Source organism: Vibrio sp. 03_296, assembly GCF_002265885.1.
This window is the reverse complement of sequence record NZ_NPKW01000098.1, coordinates 101,137-122,360: the sequence shown is the minus strand read 5'-3', so window position 1 is coordinate 122,360 and position 21,224 is coordinate 101,137. Positions and strand designations below refer to the sequence as shown.

17 protein-coding genes are annotated in these 21,224 nt (G+C 46.6%); 9 read left to right on the top strand and 8 right to left on the bottom strand.

The genetic code is table 11. The features are described from left to right. Nucleotides 1-91: 91 nt before the first annotated feature. The 3 genes from CIK04_RS12200 to CIK04_RS12190 form a co-directional block, all read right to left on the bottom strand. On the bottom strand, nucleotides 92-937 hold the full coding sequence (locus tag CIK04_RS12200) for a mechanosensitive ion channel family protein (RefSeq protein WP_017421599.1): 846 nt from the start codon (nucleotides 935-937) through the stop codon (nucleotides 92-94). 165 nt (nucleotides 938-1,102) lie between these two features. After that, nucleotides 1,103-1,570 carry a DM13 domain-containing protein gene (locus CIK04_RS12195; protein WP_097352230.1) on the bottom strand — a complete coding sequence of 156 codons (468 nt, stop codon included), beginning with the start codon at nucleotides 1,568-1,570 and terminating at the stop codon, nucleotides 1,103-1,105. Between the two features lie 283 nt (nucleotides 1,571-1,853). Continuing rightward, the gene (locus CIK04_RS12190) at nucleotides 1,854-2,360 is read right to left on the bottom strand and encodes a copper resistance protein NlpE (protein ID WP_017421598.1); all 507 of its coding nucleotides are present in this window, start codon (nucleotides 2,358-2,360) and stop codon (nucleotides 1,854-1,856) included. Between the two features lie 282 nt (nucleotides 2,361-2,642). Here CIK04_RS12190 and artP point away from each other — a divergent pair, with 282 nt between their 5' ends. The 5 genes from artP (at nucleotide 2,643) to CIK04_RS12165 (ending at nucleotide 6,326) form a co-directional block, all read left to right on the top strand. Further along, complete coding sequence (gene artP, locus CIK04_RS12185) at nucleotides 2,643-3,371, top strand: arginine ABC transporter ATP-binding protein ArtP (protein WP_026050665.1); 729 nt, start codon at nucleotides 2,643-2,645, stop codon at nucleotides 3,369-3,371. A gap of 123 nt (nucleotides 3,372-3,494) precedes the next feature. Beyond that, on the top strand, nucleotides 3,495-4,226 hold the full coding sequence (locus tag CIK04_RS12180) for an arginine ABC transporter substrate-binding protein (protein WP_038963762.1): 732 nt from the start codon (nucleotides 3,495-3,497) through the stop codon (nucleotides 4,224-4,226). Between the two features lies 1 nt (nucleotide 4,227). Continuing rightward, entirely contained in the window at nucleotides 4,228-4,917 is a 690-nt protein-coding gene (artQ, locus tag CIK04_RS12175) for an arginine ABC transporter permease ArtQ (RefSeq protein ID WP_038968154.1), read from the top strand. Next, nucleotides 4,914-5,582 carry an arginine ABC transporter permease ArtM gene (gene artM, locus CIK04_RS12170; RefSeq protein ID WP_015728208.1) on the top strand — a complete coding sequence of 223 codons (669 nt, stop codon included), beginning with the start codon at nucleotides 4,914-4,916 and terminating at the stop codon, nucleotides 5,580-5,582. Before artQ ends, artM begins: the two co-directional genes overlap by 4 nt. A gap of 183 nt (nucleotides 5,583-5,765) precedes the next feature. Beyond that, the gene (locus CIK04_RS12165) at nucleotides 5,766-6,326 is read left to right on the top strand and encodes a pyridoxamine 5'-phosphate oxidase family protein (RefSeq protein ID WP_038939624.1); all 561 of its coding nucleotides are present in this window, start codon (nucleotides 5,766-5,768) and stop codon (nucleotides 6,324-6,326) included. A gap of 58 nt (nucleotides 6,327-6,384) precedes the next feature. On the opposite strand, the gene CIK04_RS12160 is transcribed toward CIK04_RS12165, so the two are convergent. After that, nucleotides 6,385-10,005, bottom strand: coding sequence for an Ig-like domain-containing protein (locus CIK04_RS12160; RefSeq protein ID WP_097352231.1), 3,621 nt, complete (start codon nucleotides 10,003-10,005; stop codon nucleotides 6,385-6,387). A 534-nt stretch (nucleotides 10,006-10,539) separates the two neighbouring features. Further along, nucleotides 10,540-12,717: an EAL domain-containing protein gene (locus CIK04_RS12155; protein ID WP_097352232.1), complete on the bottom strand. Its 2,178-nt coding sequence runs from the start codon at nucleotides 12,715-12,717 to the stop codon at nucleotides 10,540-10,542. 340 nt (nucleotides 12,718-13,057) lie between these two features. Between CIK04_RS12155 and CIK04_RS12150 the strand changes: the two genes are divergently transcribed. After that, nucleotides 13,058-14,146, top strand: coding sequence for an SGNH/GDSL hydrolase family protein (locus tag CIK04_RS12150; RefSeq protein ID WP_165387596.1), 1,089 nt, complete (start codon nucleotides 13,058-13,060; stop codon nucleotides 14,144-14,146). 84 nt (nucleotides 14,147-14,230) lie between these two features. Here the strand turns inward: CIK04_RS12150 and CIK04_RS12145 are convergent, their stop codons facing one another. Next, nucleotides 14,231-14,998 carry an ABC transporter substrate-binding protein gene (locus CIK04_RS12145; RefSeq protein ID WP_039547004.1) on the bottom strand — a complete coding sequence of 256 codons (768 nt, stop codon included), beginning with the start codon at nucleotides 14,996-14,998 and terminating at the stop codon, nucleotides 14,231-14,233. 393 nt (nucleotides 14,999-15,391) lie between these two features. Between CIK04_RS12145 and CIK04_RS12140 the strand changes: the two genes are divergently transcribed. Both CIK04_RS12140 and CIK04_RS12135 read left to right on the top strand, forming a co-directional pair. After that, a complete protein-coding gene (locus CIK04_RS12140) occupies nucleotides 15,392-16,927 on the top strand; it encodes a methyl-accepting chemotaxis protein (RefSeq protein ID WP_017421588.1) in 1,536 nt (511 codons plus the stop codon). A gap of 73 nt (nucleotides 16,928-17,000) precedes the next feature. Further along, nucleotides 17,001-17,729, top strand: coding sequence for a transporter substrate-binding domain-containing protein (locus tag CIK04_RS12135; RefSeq protein WP_072612378.1), 729 nt, complete (start codon nucleotides 17,001-17,003; stop codon nucleotides 17,727-17,729). 78 nt (nucleotides 17,730-17,807) lie between these two features. Here the strand turns inward: CIK04_RS12135 and CIK04_RS12130 are convergent, their stop codons facing one another. Continuing rightward, complete coding sequence (locus tag CIK04_RS12130; protein WP_097352234.1) at nucleotides 17,808-19,850, bottom strand: PhoX family phosphatase; 2,043 nt, start codon at nucleotides 19,848-19,850, stop codon at nucleotides 17,808-17,810. 286 nt (nucleotides 19,851-20,136) lie between these two features. Between CIK04_RS12130 and CIK04_RS12125 the strand changes: the two genes are divergently transcribed. Next, nucleotides 20,137-20,475: a YggL family protein gene (locus CIK04_RS12125; RefSeq protein WP_011081746.1), complete on the top strand. Its 339-nt coding sequence runs from the start codon at nucleotides 20,137-20,139 to the stop codon at nucleotides 20,473-20,475. 50 nt (nucleotides 20,476-20,525) lie between these two features. Here the strand turns inward: CIK04_RS12125 and CIK04_RS12120 are convergent, their stop codons facing one another. Then, nucleotides 20,526-21,221, bottom strand: coding sequence for a 4'-phosphopantetheinyl transferase (locus CIK04_RS12120; RefSeq protein WP_097352235.1), 696 nt, complete (start codon nucleotides 21,219-21,221; stop codon nucleotides 20,526-20,528). Nucleotides 21,222-21,224 lie beyond the last annotated feature (3 nt).

The window sequence follows — 21,224 nt, the reverse complement described above, 5'->3', positions numbered from 1 at the left end:
AATTATGACAACGCCACAATTAGGGGCGTGAACATTACGCCCCTAATTTGACATCGTCCATTCAAGATTTCAATCCTGACGATAGCTATTCTCAATTAATTGAACGAGGATAACGTTCTTCATAAAGGGACATAAAATCTTGACGAATCAAGCTTTCAAGATGAACAGCCTTTTCCGTAGGACAAAAAATCATAAAATTCACCACCTGCTCGCCTGCGGCCGAGCTCGTGATATGAATATGAGGTTCCGCACCTGGTAAATCCACACCCGCATGTTTTTCGATCATCGCGTTATATCGTTTTGCAACGTCTGAAAAATAGTGACAATGTTCCTCTATTTTATTCTCTAGATCTGGCAATAATGGATATAAATTCACAAAGTCAGGCACAACAATTAGAAAATTATGGTATACGTACCGCTTCATAAAATTAAGGTTTTTTACCGGATAAGTAAAAAACATACTGTTGGGCAATGTCACTGTCTTTCCAGTGTAATGATATTGACCGTGGTTTAAGTCTATTTCTTGGATCACCGTTGCCATCATATTATGATCAATCACTTGACCTGATATTTTTCCTACTTCGATCCAATCCCCTACACGAAATGAGCGTGAGCTAGCACGCTGTATCGAACCAGTAAAACAGAGAATAATTTCTTTTGACGCCACCACAATCGCAACGGCAATGGCGGTCACCGATAGCGCAAACTGGTTGATTTCCGATTGCCACAAAACAAACAGAATTAAGCTGGTGATGGCAAAGGCACCATTCTTGGTGCGAGACATCCAGCTACGTTGCTTTTCCGTGATGAAGGCCACTTCGCCACGAATACGAGCCAAGATCACTTGTCTCACTAAAACAACAAAGATGATGATCAATGCTGTGAAGAAAAGCTTATGCTGCAATAAGAATTCAATGATCAGCTGTACTTTTTCCACTCTAAAACCCCGGTGTGTAAATCATGTTCTGCACTTTAGCGCGCTACTCTATAAAAAAACCGACATTAATGGAAATTGGTAGTGATAAAAACGTTAACTTTTTGGAAAATCAGTCAATCTCGCCATCGTTTGACACTTGTTGGTGTCACCATAAGCAACGCGGTGTTAACGATATTTGGCTGACGAGATAAATTGATCGAAGCTTTCACACCATACAATCGCCGTTGTGTAGTTTGCCACGTCCACATCACTTGGAATGGGCAGAATAAAACGGTCAAATGTTTTGACATCTCCAACGCGGACCAACTGCTCTTTGTTGGCTAAGAAGTCAGCTTCTGTCTCAATAAACGTTGGCGATAGATAAAGCTTATAGTCGGGACCTGGGGCGAGTTCACCCGAAAAAGCAATACTTTGTGCATCAATCACAAGCTTGCCCTCTCCCCAATGTAAGAAATCGCTATCAACACGATCACGGCTAAATTCCCCTTGATAATTGGGAGCATGCACGACGCTTTCAACCGCCTGTTGAGAGGGACTCGTAGGTTGAATCAAAATCGGCAGAAGATAAATCCCTAACCCGATACCACAAACCAACATCGCGATGTGAGAAATGATTAAAAGTCCGTATTTCATGCTCTGTGTTCCTGCTTTTTTCTACCATCGATTTTTTAACGTGGTTCAACGTGTAACGCTTGGCGAATCAAAGATTGTCGTGACGATGGGTGATGTGCGTTTTAATTTGGGTGAATGAATAGAGAGTATACACCCAAGTGACTTTAAGATGCTGGGATCTAGGCGGTATCATCCACATCAAAGCTATACGCATCAAGAGAAAGAAAAGTCCGAAGGTTATCACCCTCGGACTAGATTAGAGCATTCAACATGGATCCTGATGGGGGATCAGGTACACTTTTGCTTACTGTTTTTTAAGACGGTAGAAGTCGGCCAAATCACCCGTGATCTGCTGACCGTTGATGTCGAGCATCATCAGCGTATTTTCGCCAACGAAGTATTGGTTCAGTGAACCCTCTCCTTCCAATGTCACCACACTGCCACTCTCATCCCAGTTAAAGTGGCCTTCAGACTTGAACGTACCATCTTGTTTGCCTTGGTAAGTTTCTTCTAAAACGTAACTGCCATCGTTGTTCAATGTTAAGGTCACATCGATACCGCTACAATCGGCGCAAGGTAGAGTGCCGGTATACGTACCATTCCAGTCCAATGCGTTTTTCGCATTGTGCGCACTATCGACAAACGTTTCAGTGGTTACAACATCCGTACCCGCAGATTGGTTTGACTCCACCACGACAACGGCTTGTGTCTCTTCGCTAGGCGTGGCTGCAGGGGCTTGTGCTTGCTTGTCATCTTGGCAGCCCGCTAAAAGAATCACCACACCACCTAACGCTAACATTGTCTTTTTCATTTGATATTCTCCATATCCATCACTGTCACTCTATAGTAGCGAGCCTTTCAATTTTCACGTCAATAGAAAGTCATGCTGTGATCGTTTCCGGTTAGAAATTCTCCGCAATGTCAATATTGTGTTGCCTAGAAAATACCAACTGCTCACACCAGTAGGAGACACTACCAAAGCGATTAAATAGTGAACAATAATTTAACAAACTAAATTTTTATACATTTTTATTGCATAGATCTGCAAAAATGCTAGCATAAGCCAAAATGACAACCGATGCAGATTAGTAGCATGTCTATTCAAGTAAAAAGCGTTAATAAATCTTATGGTTCCAACCAAATTTTGCACAACATTAGCTTTGAATGTGCGAAAGGCGAAACATTGGTTTTACTTGGCCCAAGCGGTGCGGGTAAGAGTTCTCTACTGCGTGTGCTGAACTTACTTGAATCCGCAGACAACGGTCAGCTGACCATTGCGAATCAAGCCTTTGATTTTGCTTCTTCTCCAAGTGAAGCCGATGGCCTGCTGCTGCGTCGAAAAGTCGGCATGGTGTTTCAGCAATACAACCTCTGGCCACATCTCACTGTGATTGAGAACCTGATTGAAGCGCCGATACGAGTACTCGGCGTCGCGAAAACAGAGGCGGTTGAGCAAGCAAAAGAAATTTTGGCGACCTTGCAGCTCGCGGATAAGGCGGATGCATGGCCGTTGCAACTTTCTGGTGGTCAGCAACAGCGTGTCGCTATCGCGAGAGCATTAATGATGAAACCGGAAGTGCTGCTGTTTGATGAGCCCACCGCCGCTTTGGATCCTGAAATCACGAATCAAGTCGTGAAGATCATTTCAGGCCTGAGCGATACTGGCATCACCCAAGTTGTCGTCACTCACGAAGTCGATTTCGCCAAGAAGATCGCAAGCCATGTCCTGTATCTCGAAAAAGGTCATATCGTTGAGCACGGAACCAAACAAGCTTTCAGCGAACCGCAAACCCGCGCGTTTGCCGAATATTTAAAACACTAACAACCCATCCAATCGGTTTAGTTTGATGGCGACAAATTCCGCCCAACCTAATCAGAACGGAAATGACGATAAGCTGACTGTTCGTCTTTGACGTCAGCGCACAGATAGACACGGAGTATTGCAATGAAAAAGATTTTACTGGCGTCCCTTATCGGCCTTGTTTCTGCCAATGCAGCGGCGCAACAAGAGATTAAATTTGCGATGGAAGCCACCTACGCCCCCTTCGAATACATGGATGAAAATAATCAAATCCAAGGTTTCGACGTCGATTTAGCGAACGCTCTTTGTCAGCAAATGGACGCAAGTTGTTCCTTCCATAACCAAGCCTTCGACAGCTTGATTCCTGCTCTGAAATTCAAACGTTATGACGCAGCAATCTCAGCAATGGACATTACTGATGCACGCTTAGAACAAGTGGCGTTTAGCGATGCATACTACGACAACTCAGCGGCATTCGTGTCATTTGCAGGCAAGGTCGCTGACCAAGCTGCACTGAAAGGCAAGCGTGTGGGCGTACAAAATGGCTCTACTCACCAAAGCTTTTTGCTAGAACAAATGGCCGGTGTCACTGCCGTGCCATACGCAAGCTATCAAGATGCGTTTCTTGATATGAAAAATGGCCGTATCGATTCCGTGTTTGGTGATACTGCTGTCGTGGCTGAATGGTTCAAGAAGGAAAACGACCTTGCTTATGTCGGCGAGCACGTCACCAACGCACAATACTTTGGTAATGGCTTTGGTATTGCGGTCAACAAAGACAACCAAGCCTTGGTCGATCAACTGAATGCCGCTCTAAAAGCGGTAAAAGCAAACGGCGAATACCAAGCAATCTTCAATAAGTACTTCGGTAACTAATATGGCATTAACGGGTTACTCTCTTTCTCTCGCCCAAGCAAGCTGGATGACCATCCAGCTTGCGCTGGTCAGCTTAGCCGTCGGTTTAGTGTTAGCGGTTGTTTTCGCCGGGGGCGAGATGACTCGTCATCGCCTAGTGAAATGGCCAACTATCGCACTTGTGACGGTGCTACGCGGCTTGCCTGAGCTTTTGGTGGTGCTGTTCATCTACTTTGGCTCAACACAAGTTCTGTTTCTACTGACTGGCGATTTTATCGAAGTAAGCCCGTTTCTTTCCGGTGTGATTGCTCTTTCTTTGATTTTTGCTTCCTACGCTTCTCAGACCATTCGCGGCGCATTGAAAGCCGTTAATAAGGGGCAACGTGAAGCGGCCAGTGCTCTTGGCATGAGCAAAAGCAGTACTTTTTTTAGAATTGTGTTACCGCAAGCGGTGCGCCATGCACTTCCAGGACTGACCAACCAATGGTTGGTATTATTGAAAGACACGGCTTTGGTGTCATTAATCGGCGTGACGGATCTTCTCAAGCAAGCACAACTGACCTCGGCGGCCACTCATGAAGCCTTTACTTGGTATGCCACCGCAGCGGCCATTTACTTAGTCATCACGCTTGTAACCCAACGCGTTGTAAAAATCATCGATGCCAAATTTTCCGCACAAGGATTGAGTCTTGATCAAGGAGCCAAAGCATGAAAGAACAACATCTCTGGCAACTGTTAGAAGGCTTAGTCACCAGTCTTGAGCTAACGGCGGTTTCACTGTTGGTGGGCTGTATTTTATCGTTGCTGATGACAGCAACGTTGATTCTACGCACACCTCTCTTACACTGGTTCAGCCGCGGCGTGATTACCTTGTTTACTGGCACGCCACTGCTCGTGCAGATTTTCCTGATCTATTACGGCCCAGGCCAGTTTGACGCCATTCGCGACAGCTTTGTTTGGCAATGGCTAAGCCAGCCTTGGTTTTGTGCCATGCTGGCACTGGCGCTAAACACGGCTGCTTACAGTACCCAATTGTTCAAAGGCGCATTTAACGCCATTCCATCAGGGCAGTGGCAAGCTTGTCGCGCGCTTGGGATGAACAAATTCGTGACATTGAAGGTGTTGCTACCTTACGCACTTCGCCGCGCCGTACCGGCTTATTCCAACGAAGTCATTTTGGTGTTCAAAGGCACCTCGTTAGCCAGCACCATCACCATCATGGATCTGATGGGATACGCGCAACGCATTAATGCGCAAACCTACGATACCTTGACGGTATTTGGTGTGGCGGGTGCTTTTTATCTCACCATCAATGCCATCATGACGCTGATTTTCCGCCAGGTAGAGAAAAAAGCGCTCGCGTTTGAAGCACACTGAAAAGCCTATCTTGCATCACATTTCGGCCGAAAAATTTCCATCTTTTCGGCCATTTAGCCGCGAAATGTTCTATTCGGTCGCTTTTCTGACGACAACTAGCCTCGTTCTCACTTTTCCCCTCTTCGTTGCCTATCTTTTGCTCTACAGTAGTGCTATCGCAATGCCAATTTTTTAGGAGAAGAGATGGGAAAACAGTATTTGGAGTTAACGCCGCAACACATCGACTTTATTCAACAGCAAAAGATTTTCTTCGTCGCAACCGCCGCGCAAACAGGCAGCGTCAATCTCTCCCCAAAAGGAGGGGACTCGCTAAGAGTTATCGACCATAAAACCATTGTTTGGCAAAACTTAACGGGCAGTGGCAACGAGTCCGCGGCTCATACGATTAAAAACCCACGCATGACTCTCATGTGGTGTGCGTTTGAAGGCGCACCGCTGATTCTTCGCACTTACGGCAACGCCACCGTACTTCATCAAACTGACCCACAATGGCAAAAGTACCTTGCCCTTTTCCCGGCCAGCGTCGCTACGCGGCAACTGTTTGTGTTGGACATCAACCTCGTGCAATCCTCTTGTGGAATGTCGGTCCCATTGTTTGATTATCAAGGTGATCGAGACGAACTTGCAGCATGGTCAGAGAAGCAAGGCAAAGAAGGCATTGAGGCCTATTGGCGCAAGAAAAATCAGCAAAGTATTGATGGGTTTGAAACGGAAATTGTCATTCGTACGGGTATCGATAGTTGAGCAAAAAAGCCACCACTTTTCAGTGGTGGCTTCGCTTGTCGAGATGACTCTGTCTTAATTATCGAGGGTCAAGGCCCAGCTTTTGCAGTACCAGTTTGAAGTTCTCGCGGCGTTCTTTCGCGTTGTGAACATCACCCGTTGAACACTTCAAATCTGGACAACCACGGTTTACGATACCTGAAACGTCATCGATAAATTGAGAACCTTGCAGACCGCTGTCCACGTACTTCTTCAACTCATTGTAGTAGTTCCAATCGCCGTACTTACCGCCCTCATCGTTGTAGGCTTGTACTGAGGTGACCCAGTAGAACAGGCCTGCGATCCACTTGATCTCTTTGTTCTCTTCCGAGCTACAAATCAGACCTGGGTTAGAACAAAAATCCAACTCTGCGTACAGTGGGTTCTCCGGTGGCGCTTCTACCGTGACGCCATCAATCGTTTTACCAATGGTTGATGGGTCAACGTGTGAACGACCTAAGTAGTGGTTGAGCGTACCAAAGTTTTGACGGCCTGTGGTTTGGATAACACCACGCCCCCACCAGCCACAGCCTTCCACGCTTTCTTGGCTGCTACCGTCCCAAATGAACTTACCGGCTTTCTGGCCAACGTAAGTCTTACACTCATCGCGTTCCCACACTTGTTTAGAGGTATCCACGCTTTCAGGAACATCGTTACAGTGGCCGTTGTTGGTCCAACGTCCTACTGCGCCGTTCACCAGCAGACCGCGCTCTTCAAGCACAGCATCTGGCGCGGCAAAGACAGGAGCCGGTGCGCCATACCATTTCGCATGAGTCAGAGCACTCACTTCCATCTTGTCATCGCGAGGACAAGAGTACGCATAATCCAAACCGGAGACTGGGTTGACACCGTAATCTGCGTATTTTTGACCAAGTTGCCCACAGCTGGCTGTCATTGGGTAATCCGTTGGCGCGCCATATTTCGTTTCAGACCAGTTGTTTTCATCACAGGCGTTGTAACGAATGGTCTCTTGCATACTTTGTGCAAGGAACGCAGCAATCGCGACTTTCGCGTATTTGATGTTGGTCGCGTCATCATCTTCATCGTTCATTAGCCAGAACTTGTTGCCCGCCACACCAATGTTGTGCATTGCGTTCAAACCATCGAGGAAATCGTTCCACTTATAAACGGTTGACGGAACCCACTGAGATTGAGGCGTTTCGTATAAGAAGACTTCGTTGTTCATGACATTTTCCGCATTCGTCAACTCTTGGTTGAGCGCTTCAATGCGAGTCAATGAACCTTTCTCTAACTCTTCACCTACGTAGTACAGCGGTACTTTTGCCGTTTGATACAGTTCAATCTTGCTGGTTAGTACAGGAGAGTCTTGGTCAAACATCAGTGCAAACACGTTACTGTAAGCCACTTTACGAATTTGCTGCTCACTTTGTGTGTTGCCCATGAAATAGTTGGCGCTTTGCTCAGTCGGCATATTGCTAAGCATTGCAGGCGCTTCAACGTAATCTGTAACCTGTTTGACGAACTCAAGCGCGTGATGCCACTGCTCGCTGGTTAGCGCAGCCGTCTCGCTCGACTTAGTAAAGGCGACAAAATCCGCTTTGTTTGCAGAATCCACTTTGTAAAGCTCGAAGTTATCCAGTAAATCCGCCGTGAAAACAGACGCTTCATCCCATACCGATTGACGGCCAGAATGCGTATCGTAAGCGAAGTCACCAATGCTCAGTGACCAACCAAATGTCGCTTGTGGAGCAAGCGTGGTGAAGATCAAGTTGTGCGCATTCGCCCAGCCTTTCACATCGTCACTCAGTGCATTAATCGCATCAATATCAATACGGCTACCCGTGATATCAATAGCATTCGTCAAGGCTTGTTTAACCGCAACCGTACCAAACGATGCACCTTTGTCTCGCGTGGCAAGATCCAGGACATCCGATTGAATCACGATGGATGCGGTACCTGCATTCTCTGCTTGATCCAAAACTGACACAAACGCACGCGTTAGTTGTTCTACATCGGCTAGGGCATCACTGCTGCTTGCTTCGACCGCCAGAGTATTTGGTGCTTGAGTTGATGGGCTAGCCACCACGAATGTGTTTGGCCAGCCTGCGACTTCTAGACGTACTGGGTCCATTGGGTTACGTAGTGACAGTGCTGGAGCAGTGCCCGGATCTGTGCCATCACAGTTTAAATGCAACGACCATGAGCTATCACTACCAGGAACCGTTTGTGTCCAGTAAACCGCTGAGTAAGCAATGTTTTTGTGGACCATGATGTCACCGCCCGTGGCGTGATCACCGCGAGTCCAATCTGGGTACACGTTGAAATCGGCACACAAACCACCCGGAGGCGGAGGGGTCGGCGTTTCTACTTTTTCAACGGTGATCTTCACACGCGCAGTCGATGTTAAGTTTTCCGCATCAGTGGCCACCGCTTCAAGAGTGACATCACCCACTTGAGATGCCGTCCAGTTGCATGAGTATTGGCTTTCTGTCGACGCGTTAAACGCACAAATTTGCTGGTTGTTTGCTTTTACGATAACGCGTGACAAGTCATCATCTGCGTCTGTCGCACGAACGGTGATCGCAACGGCATTGCCTTCTTCAAGCTTAGAGCCATTCGCTGGCGAAATAAAGCTAACTTCAGGACTCACAAAGTTTGGTTTTTCAACAGAAACTGCGATGCTGCGCTGCTCAACCAGTTGGTTGTTCTGGTCTAGCACCACCACTTTGAGTGCTGCGTCGCCCACTTCGCTTGGCGTCCAGGGGTGCGAGTATGTTGTTTGGGTCGGCGTGATATTACGTTGACCAAGTTTGCGGTCGTTTGCCCAAAACTCAAGAGTGGAAATCGAATCGCCTTCAACACGCGCTTGGATTGTTGTCGCCTGATCGACGGTAAGCGTTTGACCTTGTGTTGGTGCGACAAACGCCAGTTCACGCACAACAGGATCAACAGGTGGCTCAACCTGCTTCTCTTTCACCGTGATGCTGACGGCTTGCTCTTGTTTTAGACCAGAGTGACTTTCCACCATCGCTTTAATCGTGTGTGGCCCCACACCCGCTGACAGCCAATTTGCTTGGAAAGGTGCTTGTGTTACACGTGCGACTTGTTGGTTGTCAACGAAGAAAGTCACCGCTTTAACAGTGGTGTTGGTTGCGGTTACGTTTGCGAGCATGGTAACGGTTTGACCTTCTTCAAACTCCGCGCCATTCATTGGTGAGGCGATTTTCAGAGAAAGTTCTGGATCCCCCACTTCACCTTCATCGTCAGCAATCAGACGAATGGTATCTTGTAGCAGAGTCATATCCAATACGCCGCTCACACCGATTGTGAGCACAATGTTCTGGCCTGAAGGCAGTTGAGATTTCACCCAGCTACCATTATCGAAACCCAAAGCCAGCGTGTTTTTGAACACATTACCTTGCGCATTGCTGGTGAAACTCATATTGGGGTAACTGATTCCAGCCGCCGACCAAGAAGGCGAGGACATCGTTAGGTTTGAATCAAACACAATTTTGGCATCGCGAAGTTCAATGGCCTTCGAGCCTGTATTGGTAAGGCTGACCTTGTAGGTGTTCCACCATTGGCTTTCGGAACCAACAATTGAAATCTCGCTGTTTACTGCCGCCTGTGCGACAGGAAAAGCCATACTCACTGCGAGCGCAAGGACAGTAGGCACTAACCTTAGAGCTTTATTATTCATAATTGGACAACTTTTTTATTGAAGAAAAATTAGAATCTTCATTATATAAATCTGCAAAAGAAATAAGGCACGCAACGCATGTAACAAAATGTTTCTGAAAATACACATTTTAATCGAACGTATTTCATTAAGATTTTCTCATCAAACTCACCATAGAAAATTAAACTTAGAGATTGCTTCCTATAAATTGAATGAATTGATAACCAATTAAAAATAATTTATTTCAAAACGACAACGGAAAATAGACAAAGAAATGCCATGTAAGAATATTCCCACATTGTTATTTTTCATTTTAAAATTACAGAGAAACATTTTGTTACAAGATGAGCGAATTGCAATCATTGATGATCAACTTGATTATCCAACGTTCTGATAATGACCACCAATACTGTCTATAACTTACTATTTTTAGAGCATTTATTCTTGATGAACAAGAGGAAAAAGCCGAGCCAATCGGCGATAAATCGGCTCGGCATTTCCCTCCTTATCACACTCATAACTCAAGCATGAAGAATGAAGGAGGAGATCGAGGATTTAAACGACACTCGATGTTTCAAACTCTCGCAAAACTTGCACTAATGGTTTGGGTTTATAAACTCCAAAACCTTGCGCATAAGTAATATGCCATTGTTTAAGCATCTCAATGTGTTGTTCACTTTCGACAAATTCAGCCACGGTTTCCAAACCAATATCATTGGCGACATTGCTTATTGACTCAACAATTAATCTGTCGGTTTCATTGAACGGCAGATCTTTTATAAACTCCCCGTCTATTTTGACAATATCAAGCGGTAGACGTCTTAAATAAGCAAAGCTCGCGTAACCAGTACCAAAATCATCCAACGCAATTTTACACCCTGCAGTTCGCAGCACTTTGAGTGTTTCAATCGCCTGCTCTTCATTTTGCAGTGCGGAGGACTCGGTCACTTCAAAACATATTTTATCTAGGGGCACTCGGTACTGGTGCGCTTTTTCGATAATCCACGTACTCAAACCAGCCATCGCCAGTGATCGGGCGGTTAAGTTCACCGCACATTTTTCCACACGGCACCAATGACGCACTTGCTCGCTCAATAAACGGAATGTCTGCTCCACCACCCACTGATCTAACTGCACTTCTAACCCAAACTGGTTAATCAAAGGAAAGAACTCTGATGGCAGCAAACGGTTGTCCTGCGACGTTTTCACTCGCGTTAGCACTTCAAAGCTTAATTGCTGAGAACTAGGATCTGCCAATTTCATGTAGCGCTGGCAATAGAGTTCAAACTCGTTATTTTTAAATACGCGCTGAATGTAGGCGAGTTTGTCGATCTGAGATTCTGCGATCGCCTCACCATCAATCCAGTTCACTTGCTGATTGCTGCCTTGATGCTCACACAGATGCGAGACGACATCGGTTAAGTCTTCTCCGTGTTTTACCACGACACAATGCAGTGTCGGAGAAACCAGTGAGATCGACGTTCCTCGCCAATAAAACTGGAAATTGTCGAGCTGCTGAGCCATCTCCGCCACAAACGGTTTCATTCGTTCATCACCTTCAATAAACCCCAATACGCCAGTCGAAAATGGAGGGCGATAACACTTGGCGTTCTCATCTTGGTTTCGATTGACGAATTGAAAAATCTGTCTAATCAGTTGCGCTTTGCCATCGTGCCCTAACTCGCTTAAACGAGACAACGTTGGTGACAAATCGAGATAAATCAACACGGCCTTGGGAATCGTCGTGAGGTCTTCCTCAAGTTGAGAGAGGTTAAACAACCCTGTGTAAGGGTCTATTCGCTCTGCACGAATCTGCTGTTGTGCCAGCTCATAGTGCTTTATCGCGTACCCACCGACAAAATAGCCCAATACCGTGACAACATTTAAAATCAACAATAAGCCGAAAAACTGCTCGTCCAGTATTTGATAGGTATTCACCCGATTAAGGCTGTCGTTCGCCATCACCAGGATGGCTAACGTTCCCATGAATAACGGGCGAATCAAGCCGTGCTTGCCAAACCCAACAATCACCAGTACCAACAGGACAAAGCAGGAAGAATAGAGCGTAAAGGAGCTAGGATGTTGAATTGCGACAGCCATCAATGAAAAACAGCACAACAGCCACAACCAATACGAAGGCGATGTTTTCGAAGAGCGTCGCAGTAACTTATCGAGAATCAGATATTCATGCCGTTCATTTTTGAGCAGCATGGCAAGCAAAATCACCAACGCTGGTGTCACCGTTAGCTGAGTCAGCGCACTGCCTAACACCGAATAAAGCAAGAACTCGCGCGTCATATGCAGTTGTTCACTCAAAGCACTGATGACACTGATCATAAACGTACTCATCAATGGATAGAACAAGCCAAACGTCACCGAATAAGCCAACAGTCGCTTCATGGCTGAATAGCCTTCGAGACGTTTTTCTATTTGGATGAACAGCAGCGCAGTGGCAATCGGCAAAAGTGGCAACAACAGCGCGTACAAGAGTGCCACTTCGAATGGCCGACCAACGTGCAAATAATAACTGAAGAAAGCGAGAATAATCGGCAGCAGTACTTTAAGGTGAAACACCAATACAGCCGAAATCACGACAGACGCGACGAAAGAAATCAACTGATACTGTTCATGATGAATAGAGAATTGACTTGACGTCCAAAATGCCAGCAGGACAGCAAAGTAAGCGGCCACACCAATCCCAATATTGGGCAGTTTTACTATTTTTGGTTGCATGATTTAGCCTCTTATGAATGCTTACACATGATAACCAAGTTGAAGTGCAACTGCCATGTTATAAATAAGAACTCTATTTACAAAATCAACTTAAGCACTGAGTTTGTCGTAAGGTGATCATCCTCTGATGCAACAAGGATGTTTCACAAAACGTGTATTGTATGAAGTATGTCGAAAGGCTTGCTCAAAAGTCGCCTCTCCCACTGCCATCGCCTTTACCTGACACATTGCTAGACCATACTCATTTGCACAATATACCCAAGCAACTTCAAGATGCAGGATTCAGATCTTAACTCACGTCTTGAGGTTGTTTGGGTATATCAACAGCCAAGGAAAGGACATGTTTCATCGACTCATATGCAGCTTAGCGCTAGGACTTTGCGCCGCAAGCACACTCGCACAATCACTGCCAGCCACTCATCACAATCTCACTTTTGAAGGGCGAAACAGCAAAAATTATCAAGACGGTTCCGTTACGGTCAATTGGCCAGGTTCAACGCTGAAAACACGCTTCATCGGCAGCCACTTTGCCCTCACCATGCAAGGGAATGGCGACTATTTTGATGTATTGGTTGACGGTAAGCTGAGCAAAACACTGATGACGCAACCCAATGGCGTGACGGAAACCTTCGAGATCTTTGCATCGGAAAGCGCACAACATGTGTTGCTCGAAGTGGTTAAACGAACTGAAAACTACGCCAGCATGAGCCGTTTTCTCTCGGTTGAACACAACGGTTCACTAGACGGAGTGTGGGGACACAAGCCGCATATTCTCTTTATTGGAGATTCCATCAGCGCTGGCTTTGGCAGTGAATCAGAAAAAAGGGAATGTACATGGGAAGAAGTCTACGCCACCTCCAATGCGCGTTTGGCTTTTCCTTACCAAACGGGCCAGCAGCTCAACACAACCATTACTCAAGTGTCTTTCTCTGGGTTAGGGTTAATTCGTAACTGGGGAGGAAACCAACCACACCATAACCTCACCACCTACACAGACAAAGTATCCGCAGTCTATGGTCTAACACTCGATTATGAAGACAAGTTTCCCAATCTGATTGTGGTGGAAGTGGGCACCAACGATTTTAGTACCGATCCGCAAGCCCATGAACCTTGGAGCAACATTGAAGAGGTCAAACAAGCGTGGACCGAACGTATGGTGGAATATGTGAGTGAGTTGAAACACCGCTATCATGAGGTGCCGATCATCCTCATGCCGCGTCCTGCGTACCCGTATGACTACATTATTCCCGCAACTCAGGACGCCATAGAAACCTTGGCACAGCAAGAGATCCATCAGGTCTATAGCCATACCTTTGTTTCACCACTTGAAGGCTGCATCTGGCACCCTACGGCGCAAGAACACCGCGAGATTGCCACACAACTTTCACAGTTTATTCGTCAACAAGCACTTTTGACGCCCCCATACTAATGGATAAATCAACGCTCACAGCCGCGAGAGACGTGGTTGTGAGCGTACTGCTCCTCCGCACCACCAGCCTGCTAAATCAAGAGTTTATTTTTCCATTAAAGCCGCAAAATAGTCGTCAATTAACTGGAAGTAACTGCCATCTTGTTTCATCTTGAGCAGCTCCAAGTCAAAGCGTTGGCGCAGTTCACTATGCTGATTTTGCTTGGAAAACGCGATGTAGCTGAGGGTGGTTTGCATCGGTGGCATCAGAATCTCAAGTTGTTGCGACAGCCCTAAAGAGGCAATCACGCTTCGCGCACCAAACTCATTAGACACCCACAAATCAACACGGCCTGCACTGAGCATCAGCGCACACTGCTCAGCGGAATTTTGCCGTATCACCGATTTAAACTGATTGGTATTGATCGCGTCATCCATGATCGCCCCATAGCTGACTTTGTTCACCACACACAATGTCCGTTGTTTGAAGGCTCTTTGCTCAATCTGGCTAGCATCAACGGGCCCGTTGTCCATCTGAACTAAACTGATATTTTGCCTGAACAGGACTTGTTCACTGAAATCAGCAAAACGTTCCCTCTGCTCGGTTTTAAAAATAGTAAAAATGGCATCTGCTTGGCCCGATTCAACATAGTTCAATGCTCTTGCCCAAGGCAGCACGGTGATTTTTATCGGCTGTTGCAGTTTAGCAAAGGCATGTTCTACCAAAGTCACAGCAACGCCCGAAACCACATCGTCTCGTGTTTCTATGTATGGCGGGTACTCTAGTGTGACGATTTCTAACACACGCTTTTCATTCGCCATCGCGCCAAACGACAGCCACACTGAGATAATCAATAGGAATTTATTTTTCACGATGATCTCCCTACATCGGATTTACCTATACCAACAATATATACAATCGATTTTATTGTTGCGTAATACCTAATTAATCTGTGGACATTGCCGGAGCAACATTGCGCATTGTTAGTCGTGCTTGTCCGAAAACCCGTTGCTCCGGCTTTTTTATCCTTTTTGTTATTGCAGGAGTACTAAGATGAATTTCTTTCAACTATTTGATACTGAAGAACTGTTTATTTTTTATGGTTAAAGCAAAAAATAAACGAATAAAATAGGTTTAGCGCTAACTCTTTGTTTTGTCGCACACAAGAATAAACAAGATGTCAATCACAAAAATAGGCCAATTTGATTATTATTTAATCAATTACTACTTTTCTATTATTAACGCCCAAAAGAAGAGTAGCTGCAGTGAAAAGTTTAAAAGTCGTCTTTCTGCTTCAAGTCATATTTGCAGTGACATTGGTGTTACTTGTTTCCGCTTTCATCAAGTATCAAGATTTTAAGCAAAGCCTCACCGCCGATCTGCATACCAGTGTACAAAACACCAGCCAGCGCATGTCTGTCAGCTTACCTAGAGCAGTATGGGATTTCGACCTCGACACGGCGCGCACTGCCATTTCTGCCGAACTCAATCTTCCTGAAATATCGGCGATTCAATTGACCGATACCCAAGGGGCAGAACTGCTGTTTTTGAGATTAGAGGGACAAGGGGAAAACAAAAAACTCACCGATGTCAAAAACAAACAACGCTATTCTGAACAACAGAGCTTGTCACGCGAGTTAACCTTTCTCGATTATGGCGAAGAAAAGCCGGTCGGTACGGTGAAAGTCTTTTTTGACACGGCCATTTTGGAACAAAAACTGCGTGAGTCCCTATTACTCAACATCATTGAGCTCGTCGTTTTAGATCTGATCATTTCCATCGTTATTGTCGCGGTACTCGCGGCCACTGTGCTACGGCCAATTCGTCAGTTGACGGAGGTCATTCACGACCTCTCTTCTGGGGATGGCGATTTATCCAACAAGCTCGCACCAGCCCGTTTCAAAGAGTTTGATGACATTACCGATGGTATCAACACCTTCACTGAATCGCTTCGCGTGATTGTGCAAGACGTCAGTCTGTCGTCGGTGACGTTGGAAGAGAAAGCCCGCGCTAACGGTACAGCGGCCAGAACCAATGCCGACAAGCTTAACCAGCAACGCCACCAGCTGACGACCGTCGCCGCCGCCGCGACAGAGCTAAACCATTCGGTCTCTATCGTTGCCGATACTGCGGCGCAAACCGCTGACCAAGCCCATACCGCGACCGATCTTACCCACAGCGTTAATGAGGCGATCGAAAAATCTGCCAGCGAAATTGTCAATATGCGTGAAGAAATGGATCACGTGAATCAAGAAATGCACATTCTTGTTGGAGAAGGTGACAAGATCACCACCGTCCTCAATGTCATCAACGACATTTCTGAGCAGACCAACCTGCTGGCGCTCAATGCAGCAATTGAAGCGGCCCGAGCTGGTGAACAGGGCCGAGGCTTCGCGGTCGTCGCCGATGAAGTGCGTAATTTGGCAGTGAAAACCAGTCAATCCACCGAACAGATCCAAAAGAACATTGTTGCTTTGGGCAACGCCACCAACTCGGTAGAACAAGAGCTGAGCCGTATCGCCTCTTTGCTGGAAAAGACCGCCAGTCGTGTGAGTGAATCGCAACACTCCGTCAATCAAGTACAGGAGTTGATCAGCATTATCTCGGATCGCAATGGGCAAATATCCCAAGCCACCGAGGAACAAAGGCAAGCTGTGGAAGAGATCAGCCAAGCGATCGTCGAAGCGTCTGAAGCTTCCAATGATGTTTCCTCAGGAGCGGTCCAAACCGCGCAACGAACAGAAGAGGTGCTCAGCCTGAGTAAAAACATCGCACAGCACATGAAAAAATTCAGAACCTAGCTCATGGATGGCTGTGGAACATCCTAAGCCCCAAAACAATAGGCCAGATTGGATAAACCAAAGAGGATAACTCATGAATAAGCTCTTATTTGTTGTGACAACTCTATTGCTCTCTTTTTTGAGTCACGCAGCAACCATCACAGCCGCCCAAGACCCTTGGGCTCCATTTGTGCAACAAAACAACGCCAACCCAGGTATTTCGGTGGAAATTGTTATCGAAGCCTTTAAAACCCAAGGGCACGATGTGGATTTTAAAATCATGCCGTGGACCAGAGCCTTGAATGAAGTCAAAGACGGACGGGTTGATGTCCTTGTCGCCACTTGGTTTACCCAAGAACGCACCTCATACCTCAACTACAGTCAGCCCTATCTGGAAAATTCACTCAAGTTTATCAAACGCAGTGGTGATGGATTTGAATACAATGGCATGGACAGTTTAAGTGGCAAAAACGTTGGTATTATTCGCAACTACGGTTATGGGGACGAGTTCCTAAAAGCCACTAATTTCAACAAACCCGAAGCGAACGACTTGGTGGCAAACGCAAAAAAATTGCTGGCCAAACGCATTGATTTGACCTTGGAGGATGAACTGGTGGCTAAAGCCACTCTGTCCGGTGCGGGCATGACTTTAAGTGATTTTGACTTTACCAATAACGCCCTTTCCGTCAATCCATTGCACGTCACATCAGGTTTAGCCAACGCCAAAAATGGTGAAATTATTGAGGCATTTAATAAGGGTCTCGCAGAGATCAAAGCAAACGGCACCTTTGACAAAATCCTGATGAAATACGGCATCCAATAACTTGCCTTTCACGCTAACAAAACGCAAACAGCCCAGATCACTCTGGGCTGTTATTGAACTTCTCAGTAAAGCTCACGTTTATAGTGCGATCTCACCACCGTCTTCGCGGCGAATCACCACCGTCGCTGCACGTGGGCGCACGGTCATGCCTGCTGGCGTTTCTTCAGCCGCATTATCGCTGTATGGCCAATTGCCTGGATGTTGGATATTCACAAACAGCGATTTGTAATCTGGACTGATGGCAAAGCCAGTCACTTCACAACCATTCGGTCCAACAAAGAAGCGTTTCAATTGCGCTTGGTTAGACGCATTAACTTGTGTTTGCGCGCCCGTTTCATCCACCATGCGTGAAGGCACCACCGCCAACATTTGATCGTTGGTATAACTGGTCACTTCACCCGCACCGTTATCGGTTTGAATCCACAAGATCCCGCGGCCGTCAAACGCCAAACCATCAGGGCTGGCAAACTGGTTTAAATCGGTTAACCCAGAACGGTTTGTCTCTGCATCGCCGTTCGCTGGTGAACCAAAGACAAAGATATCCCAACTAAATTCTGTGGCACTCGCCCCTTCATCCCAACGAATCACATGACCAAACTTGTTGTTTAGGCGTGGGTTGGCCGGGTTTGCTTCAGTACGTTTGCTGTTGTTGGTCAGCGTGAGGTATACCGTACCCGTAAATGGATCTACCGTGCACCACTCAGGTCTATCCATTGGCGTGGCACCAACCCGATCTGCCGCACCTGCGGTATTTAAGATAATGTCCGCCAGCGTTGAAAAATGGTCGGCCAAAGTACCGCCCGAGGTGGTTACACTGCTTAAAGTGAGTGGCAACCAAGATCCACTACCATCTTCATTAAAACGCGCGACATACAAGGTGCCTTCGTCCATGTACTTGTCCCCGGTCGCTAAACGGTGGCTTGGATTGGCGTCGCTAGCATCCCACAATGCTTTTGATTCAAACTTGTAGAGGTATTCAAAACGAGAATCGTGGCCGGAATAAAACACCACCGGCTTGCCCGCAACAAGCTTGCCAAAGGTACACCCTTCATGGCGAAAACGGCCCAGTGCCGTGCGTTTTTTCGCGCGTGAATTGGCGGTGTAAGGGTCAATTTCCACAATATAGCCGTGACCATTGGCTTCATTACGATAATCATCTTGCGCAGAGGCGCCCGTTGGCAACAAGTTGAATCGGGTGAACTCGTCTAAACGCTCCTCGGCATCGCCTGCCAACGTTTCCCATGCATAACGAGTGGTACCGGAACCATCAATACCAATGCGATCTTGTTCTGCGGTACGCGTTCCTGTGTTAATGAAATAGCCAGGCCAGTTTTCTTCACACGTAAGGTAAGTGCCCCAAGGGGTATAACCGTTACCACAGTTGTTCAGTGTGCCGCGCGCCTGACTGCCGTCGGGTGAAAAACGGGTAACGAGGTGAGAGGAATAAGCCATTGGGCCTGAGATGTCCATGACCGTTGCACCAGTATAACGGCGATTCAATGGATCACTGTCGACCATTTTCCACACATCATTGTCGAGTTGGATTCGAACCACTGAGACCCCGTGAGCGTTGATCTCTTTACGTACTTCATCAACAACAGTACGCGCACCGTTAAGCACCGTCGGACCCGCTGGATGCAAAGCCGCGAGATCGATGTACTCGTGGTTCACGCACAGTAAACCATCGTTTGGATTGCCATTGATCGGGAAGAAATGCATGCCATCATGGTGCATGCCCAATGCATTGAGTTGGTCTTCTGCGGTGTTGCTGCCATCCGCTTGCCACGCGCTGGCATTGCCATTTAAAGGCGTACCCCATGGCACCAACACTTGTGCTTTGTAGCCATTTGGAACGCTCACGGCATCGGTGAGTGATCCTGCAATAGAGTCAAAATTCAAAACAGCTTGAGATTGAGTACCAGAAGCACCACCTGCGACACTTCCGCTGTTTGAAGAGCTGTTGCAACCGGCGAGACCAAATGCGCCAAAGGCTGTCATAGCACTAATGCCTAAACCACCTTTCAAAATGTTGCGACGGGATAAACTCGCTTCTAACACCTCCTCAAAAGGTTTGTTTTTGCTTTGGTTGTAGCGAGTCGCGTCGAAGGTTTCCTTACTCATGATGTTTATCTCTTGGGTTAATGAAGTTGAGCGCGACCCAAGATAGGCTAGAAAAATGACAAAACAGGTCTATCTTTATGAATGTTTTGTTGTGTTTGTGTTGTCAGTTGGTCAATTCATTGAATATTGACGCAATTGTATTTGGTTTCATGGGCAATCAAGAGTATAAAGAGCTCGCCTATGCTTGAGGTCGTCATCTTTTAAGTCTAGAACTTCCCCCTAGAGTTGCTGAGTGAAACGCAACACAAGCAAGCACATTTTAGTCAATATAAATCGAGAGAAGACCATGAAACTAGATAAAGTGGAAAACAAAAATCGCCGCCTACGTAAAAAACTCTTTTTAGGTGAATTCGCTATTCTCGGTTTCGAGATCAGCTGTGAAACCGATATTCACGACTTTGATCGTTACGACGTGTTCGTTGATGACTTCATTGATTTTATTGACGCAAAAGGCCTATGTTTTGGTGGTGGCGGTCTTGAGCACTTTGAAGGTTTCATCTGTGCGAAAGAGCGTTACGAAAGCGCAACTGAAGAACAGCGCGCCGCCGTTGTAGAATGGTTGAACGCACGTGCAGAAGTGAAATCTGTATTGGTAAGTGACCTAGCAGATGCGAACTACTTATAATTCGCAGCGGAATGAAGAAACGGCCCATGATGGGCCGTTTTTGTTTTGGCTTAAAGTGTTTGATCGTTTTCACTCACTAGGGTAACCACACTGTCATCATACAGATGAAAAAAAGCCGTAAACCGCTTCTGAAGCATGTTTTGTTCTGCCCCTCGACACAAACGTAACGTCAGCTTACCGCGATGAAGATCGATCTCCTCTACGTAGGAATGGGCGAATTCCAAGTAACGACCGACTGTCGGATAAATCGCTTTAAATAAGCTTTCTTTGGCAGAAAAAATCAAGGTCACCAAACGATGGATTGGCCAATCCGTCGATGCCACCAAAGCCCGCTCTTGTGGCGTTATCAAAATCAGCGGCATAATTTCCTTTGCTGCACGTTCACTGACAAATCTCTCCATATCAATACCAAGTTTTGCATGTTTGTGCATTTTTCTTGCCACACAAACCGCAGTGTGATTGGTATGCGATATGCTGCCAAGCCATCCTGACGGCCATTGCGGTGCTCGGTGTTCCCCGACAAAAACATGATGTGAAGGACTTTTAAGCGCCACTAACGCATCACGCGCGACCACGCGACCAGCCACAAACTCCGCCCGACGCTTGCTACTTGCCTGCTGCAGTGAATCTGGCAACGCGATCTGCCACGCTTGCGCACTGTTGGGCAGAAAGCTAGACGCCTCAAACTGACGTTGCCAAACCGTGTATCCACCTAAACTCAATGTGGTGGGTTCTGAGATCCACATCGG

Bases quoted from the DNA above. Each gene is read 5' to 3' on its own strand.
- CIK04_RS12120 (WP_097352235.1), bottom strand. From the start codon at position 21,221: ATGTGGATCTCAGAACCCACCACATTGAGTTTAGGTGGATACACGGTT.
- CIK04_RS12190 (WP_017421598.1), bottom strand. From the start codon at position 2,360: ATGAAAAAGACAATGTTAGCGTTAGGTGGTGTGGTGATTCTTTTAGCG.
- CIK04_RS12125 (WP_011081746.1), top strand. From the start codon at position 20,137: ATGAAACTAGATAAAGTGGAAAACAAAAATCGCCGCCTACGTAAAAAA.
- CIK04_RS12155 (WP_097352232.1), bottom strand. From the start codon at position 12,717: ATGCAACCAAAAATAGTAAAACTGCCCAATATTGGGATTGGTGTGGCC.
- artQ (WP_038968154.1), top strand. From the start codon at position 4,228: ATGGCATTAACGGGTTACTCTCTTTCTCTCGCCCAAGCAAGCTGGATG.
- CIK04_RS12180 (WP_038963762.1), top strand. From the start codon at position 3,495: ATGAAAAAGATTTTACTGGCGTCCCTTATCGGCCTTGTTTCTGCCAAT.
- CIK04_RS12150 (WP_165387596.1), top strand. From the start codon at position 13,058: ATGTTTCATCGACTCATATGCAGCTTAGCGCTAGGACTTTGCGCCGCA.
- CIK04_RS12130 (WP_097352234.1), bottom strand. From the start codon at position 19,850: ATGAGTAAGGAAACCTTCGACGCGACTCGCTACAACCAAAGCAAAAAC.
- artP (WP_026050665.1), top strand. From the start codon at position 2,643: ATGTCTATTCAAGTAAAAAGCGTTAATAAATCTTATGGTTCCAACCAA.
- artM (WP_015728208.1), top strand. From the start codon at position 4,914: ATGAAAGAACAACATCTCTGGCAACTGTTAGAAGGCTTAGTCACCAGT.
- CIK04_RS12165 (WP_038939624.1), top strand. From the start codon at position 5,766: ATGGGAAAACAGTATTTGGAGTTAACGCCGCAACACATCGACTTTATT.
- CIK04_RS12195 (WP_097352230.1), bottom strand. From the start codon at position 1,570: ATGAAATACGGACTTTTAATCATTTCTCACATCGCGATGTTGGTTTGT.
- CIK04_RS12135 (WP_072612378.1), top strand. From the start codon at position 17,001: ATGAATAAGCTCTTATTTGTTGTGACAACTCTATTGCTCTCTTTTTTG.
- CIK04_RS12160 (WP_097352231.1), bottom strand. From the start codon at position 10,005: ATGAATAATAAAGCTCTAAGGTTAGTGCCTACTGTCCTTGCGCTCGCA.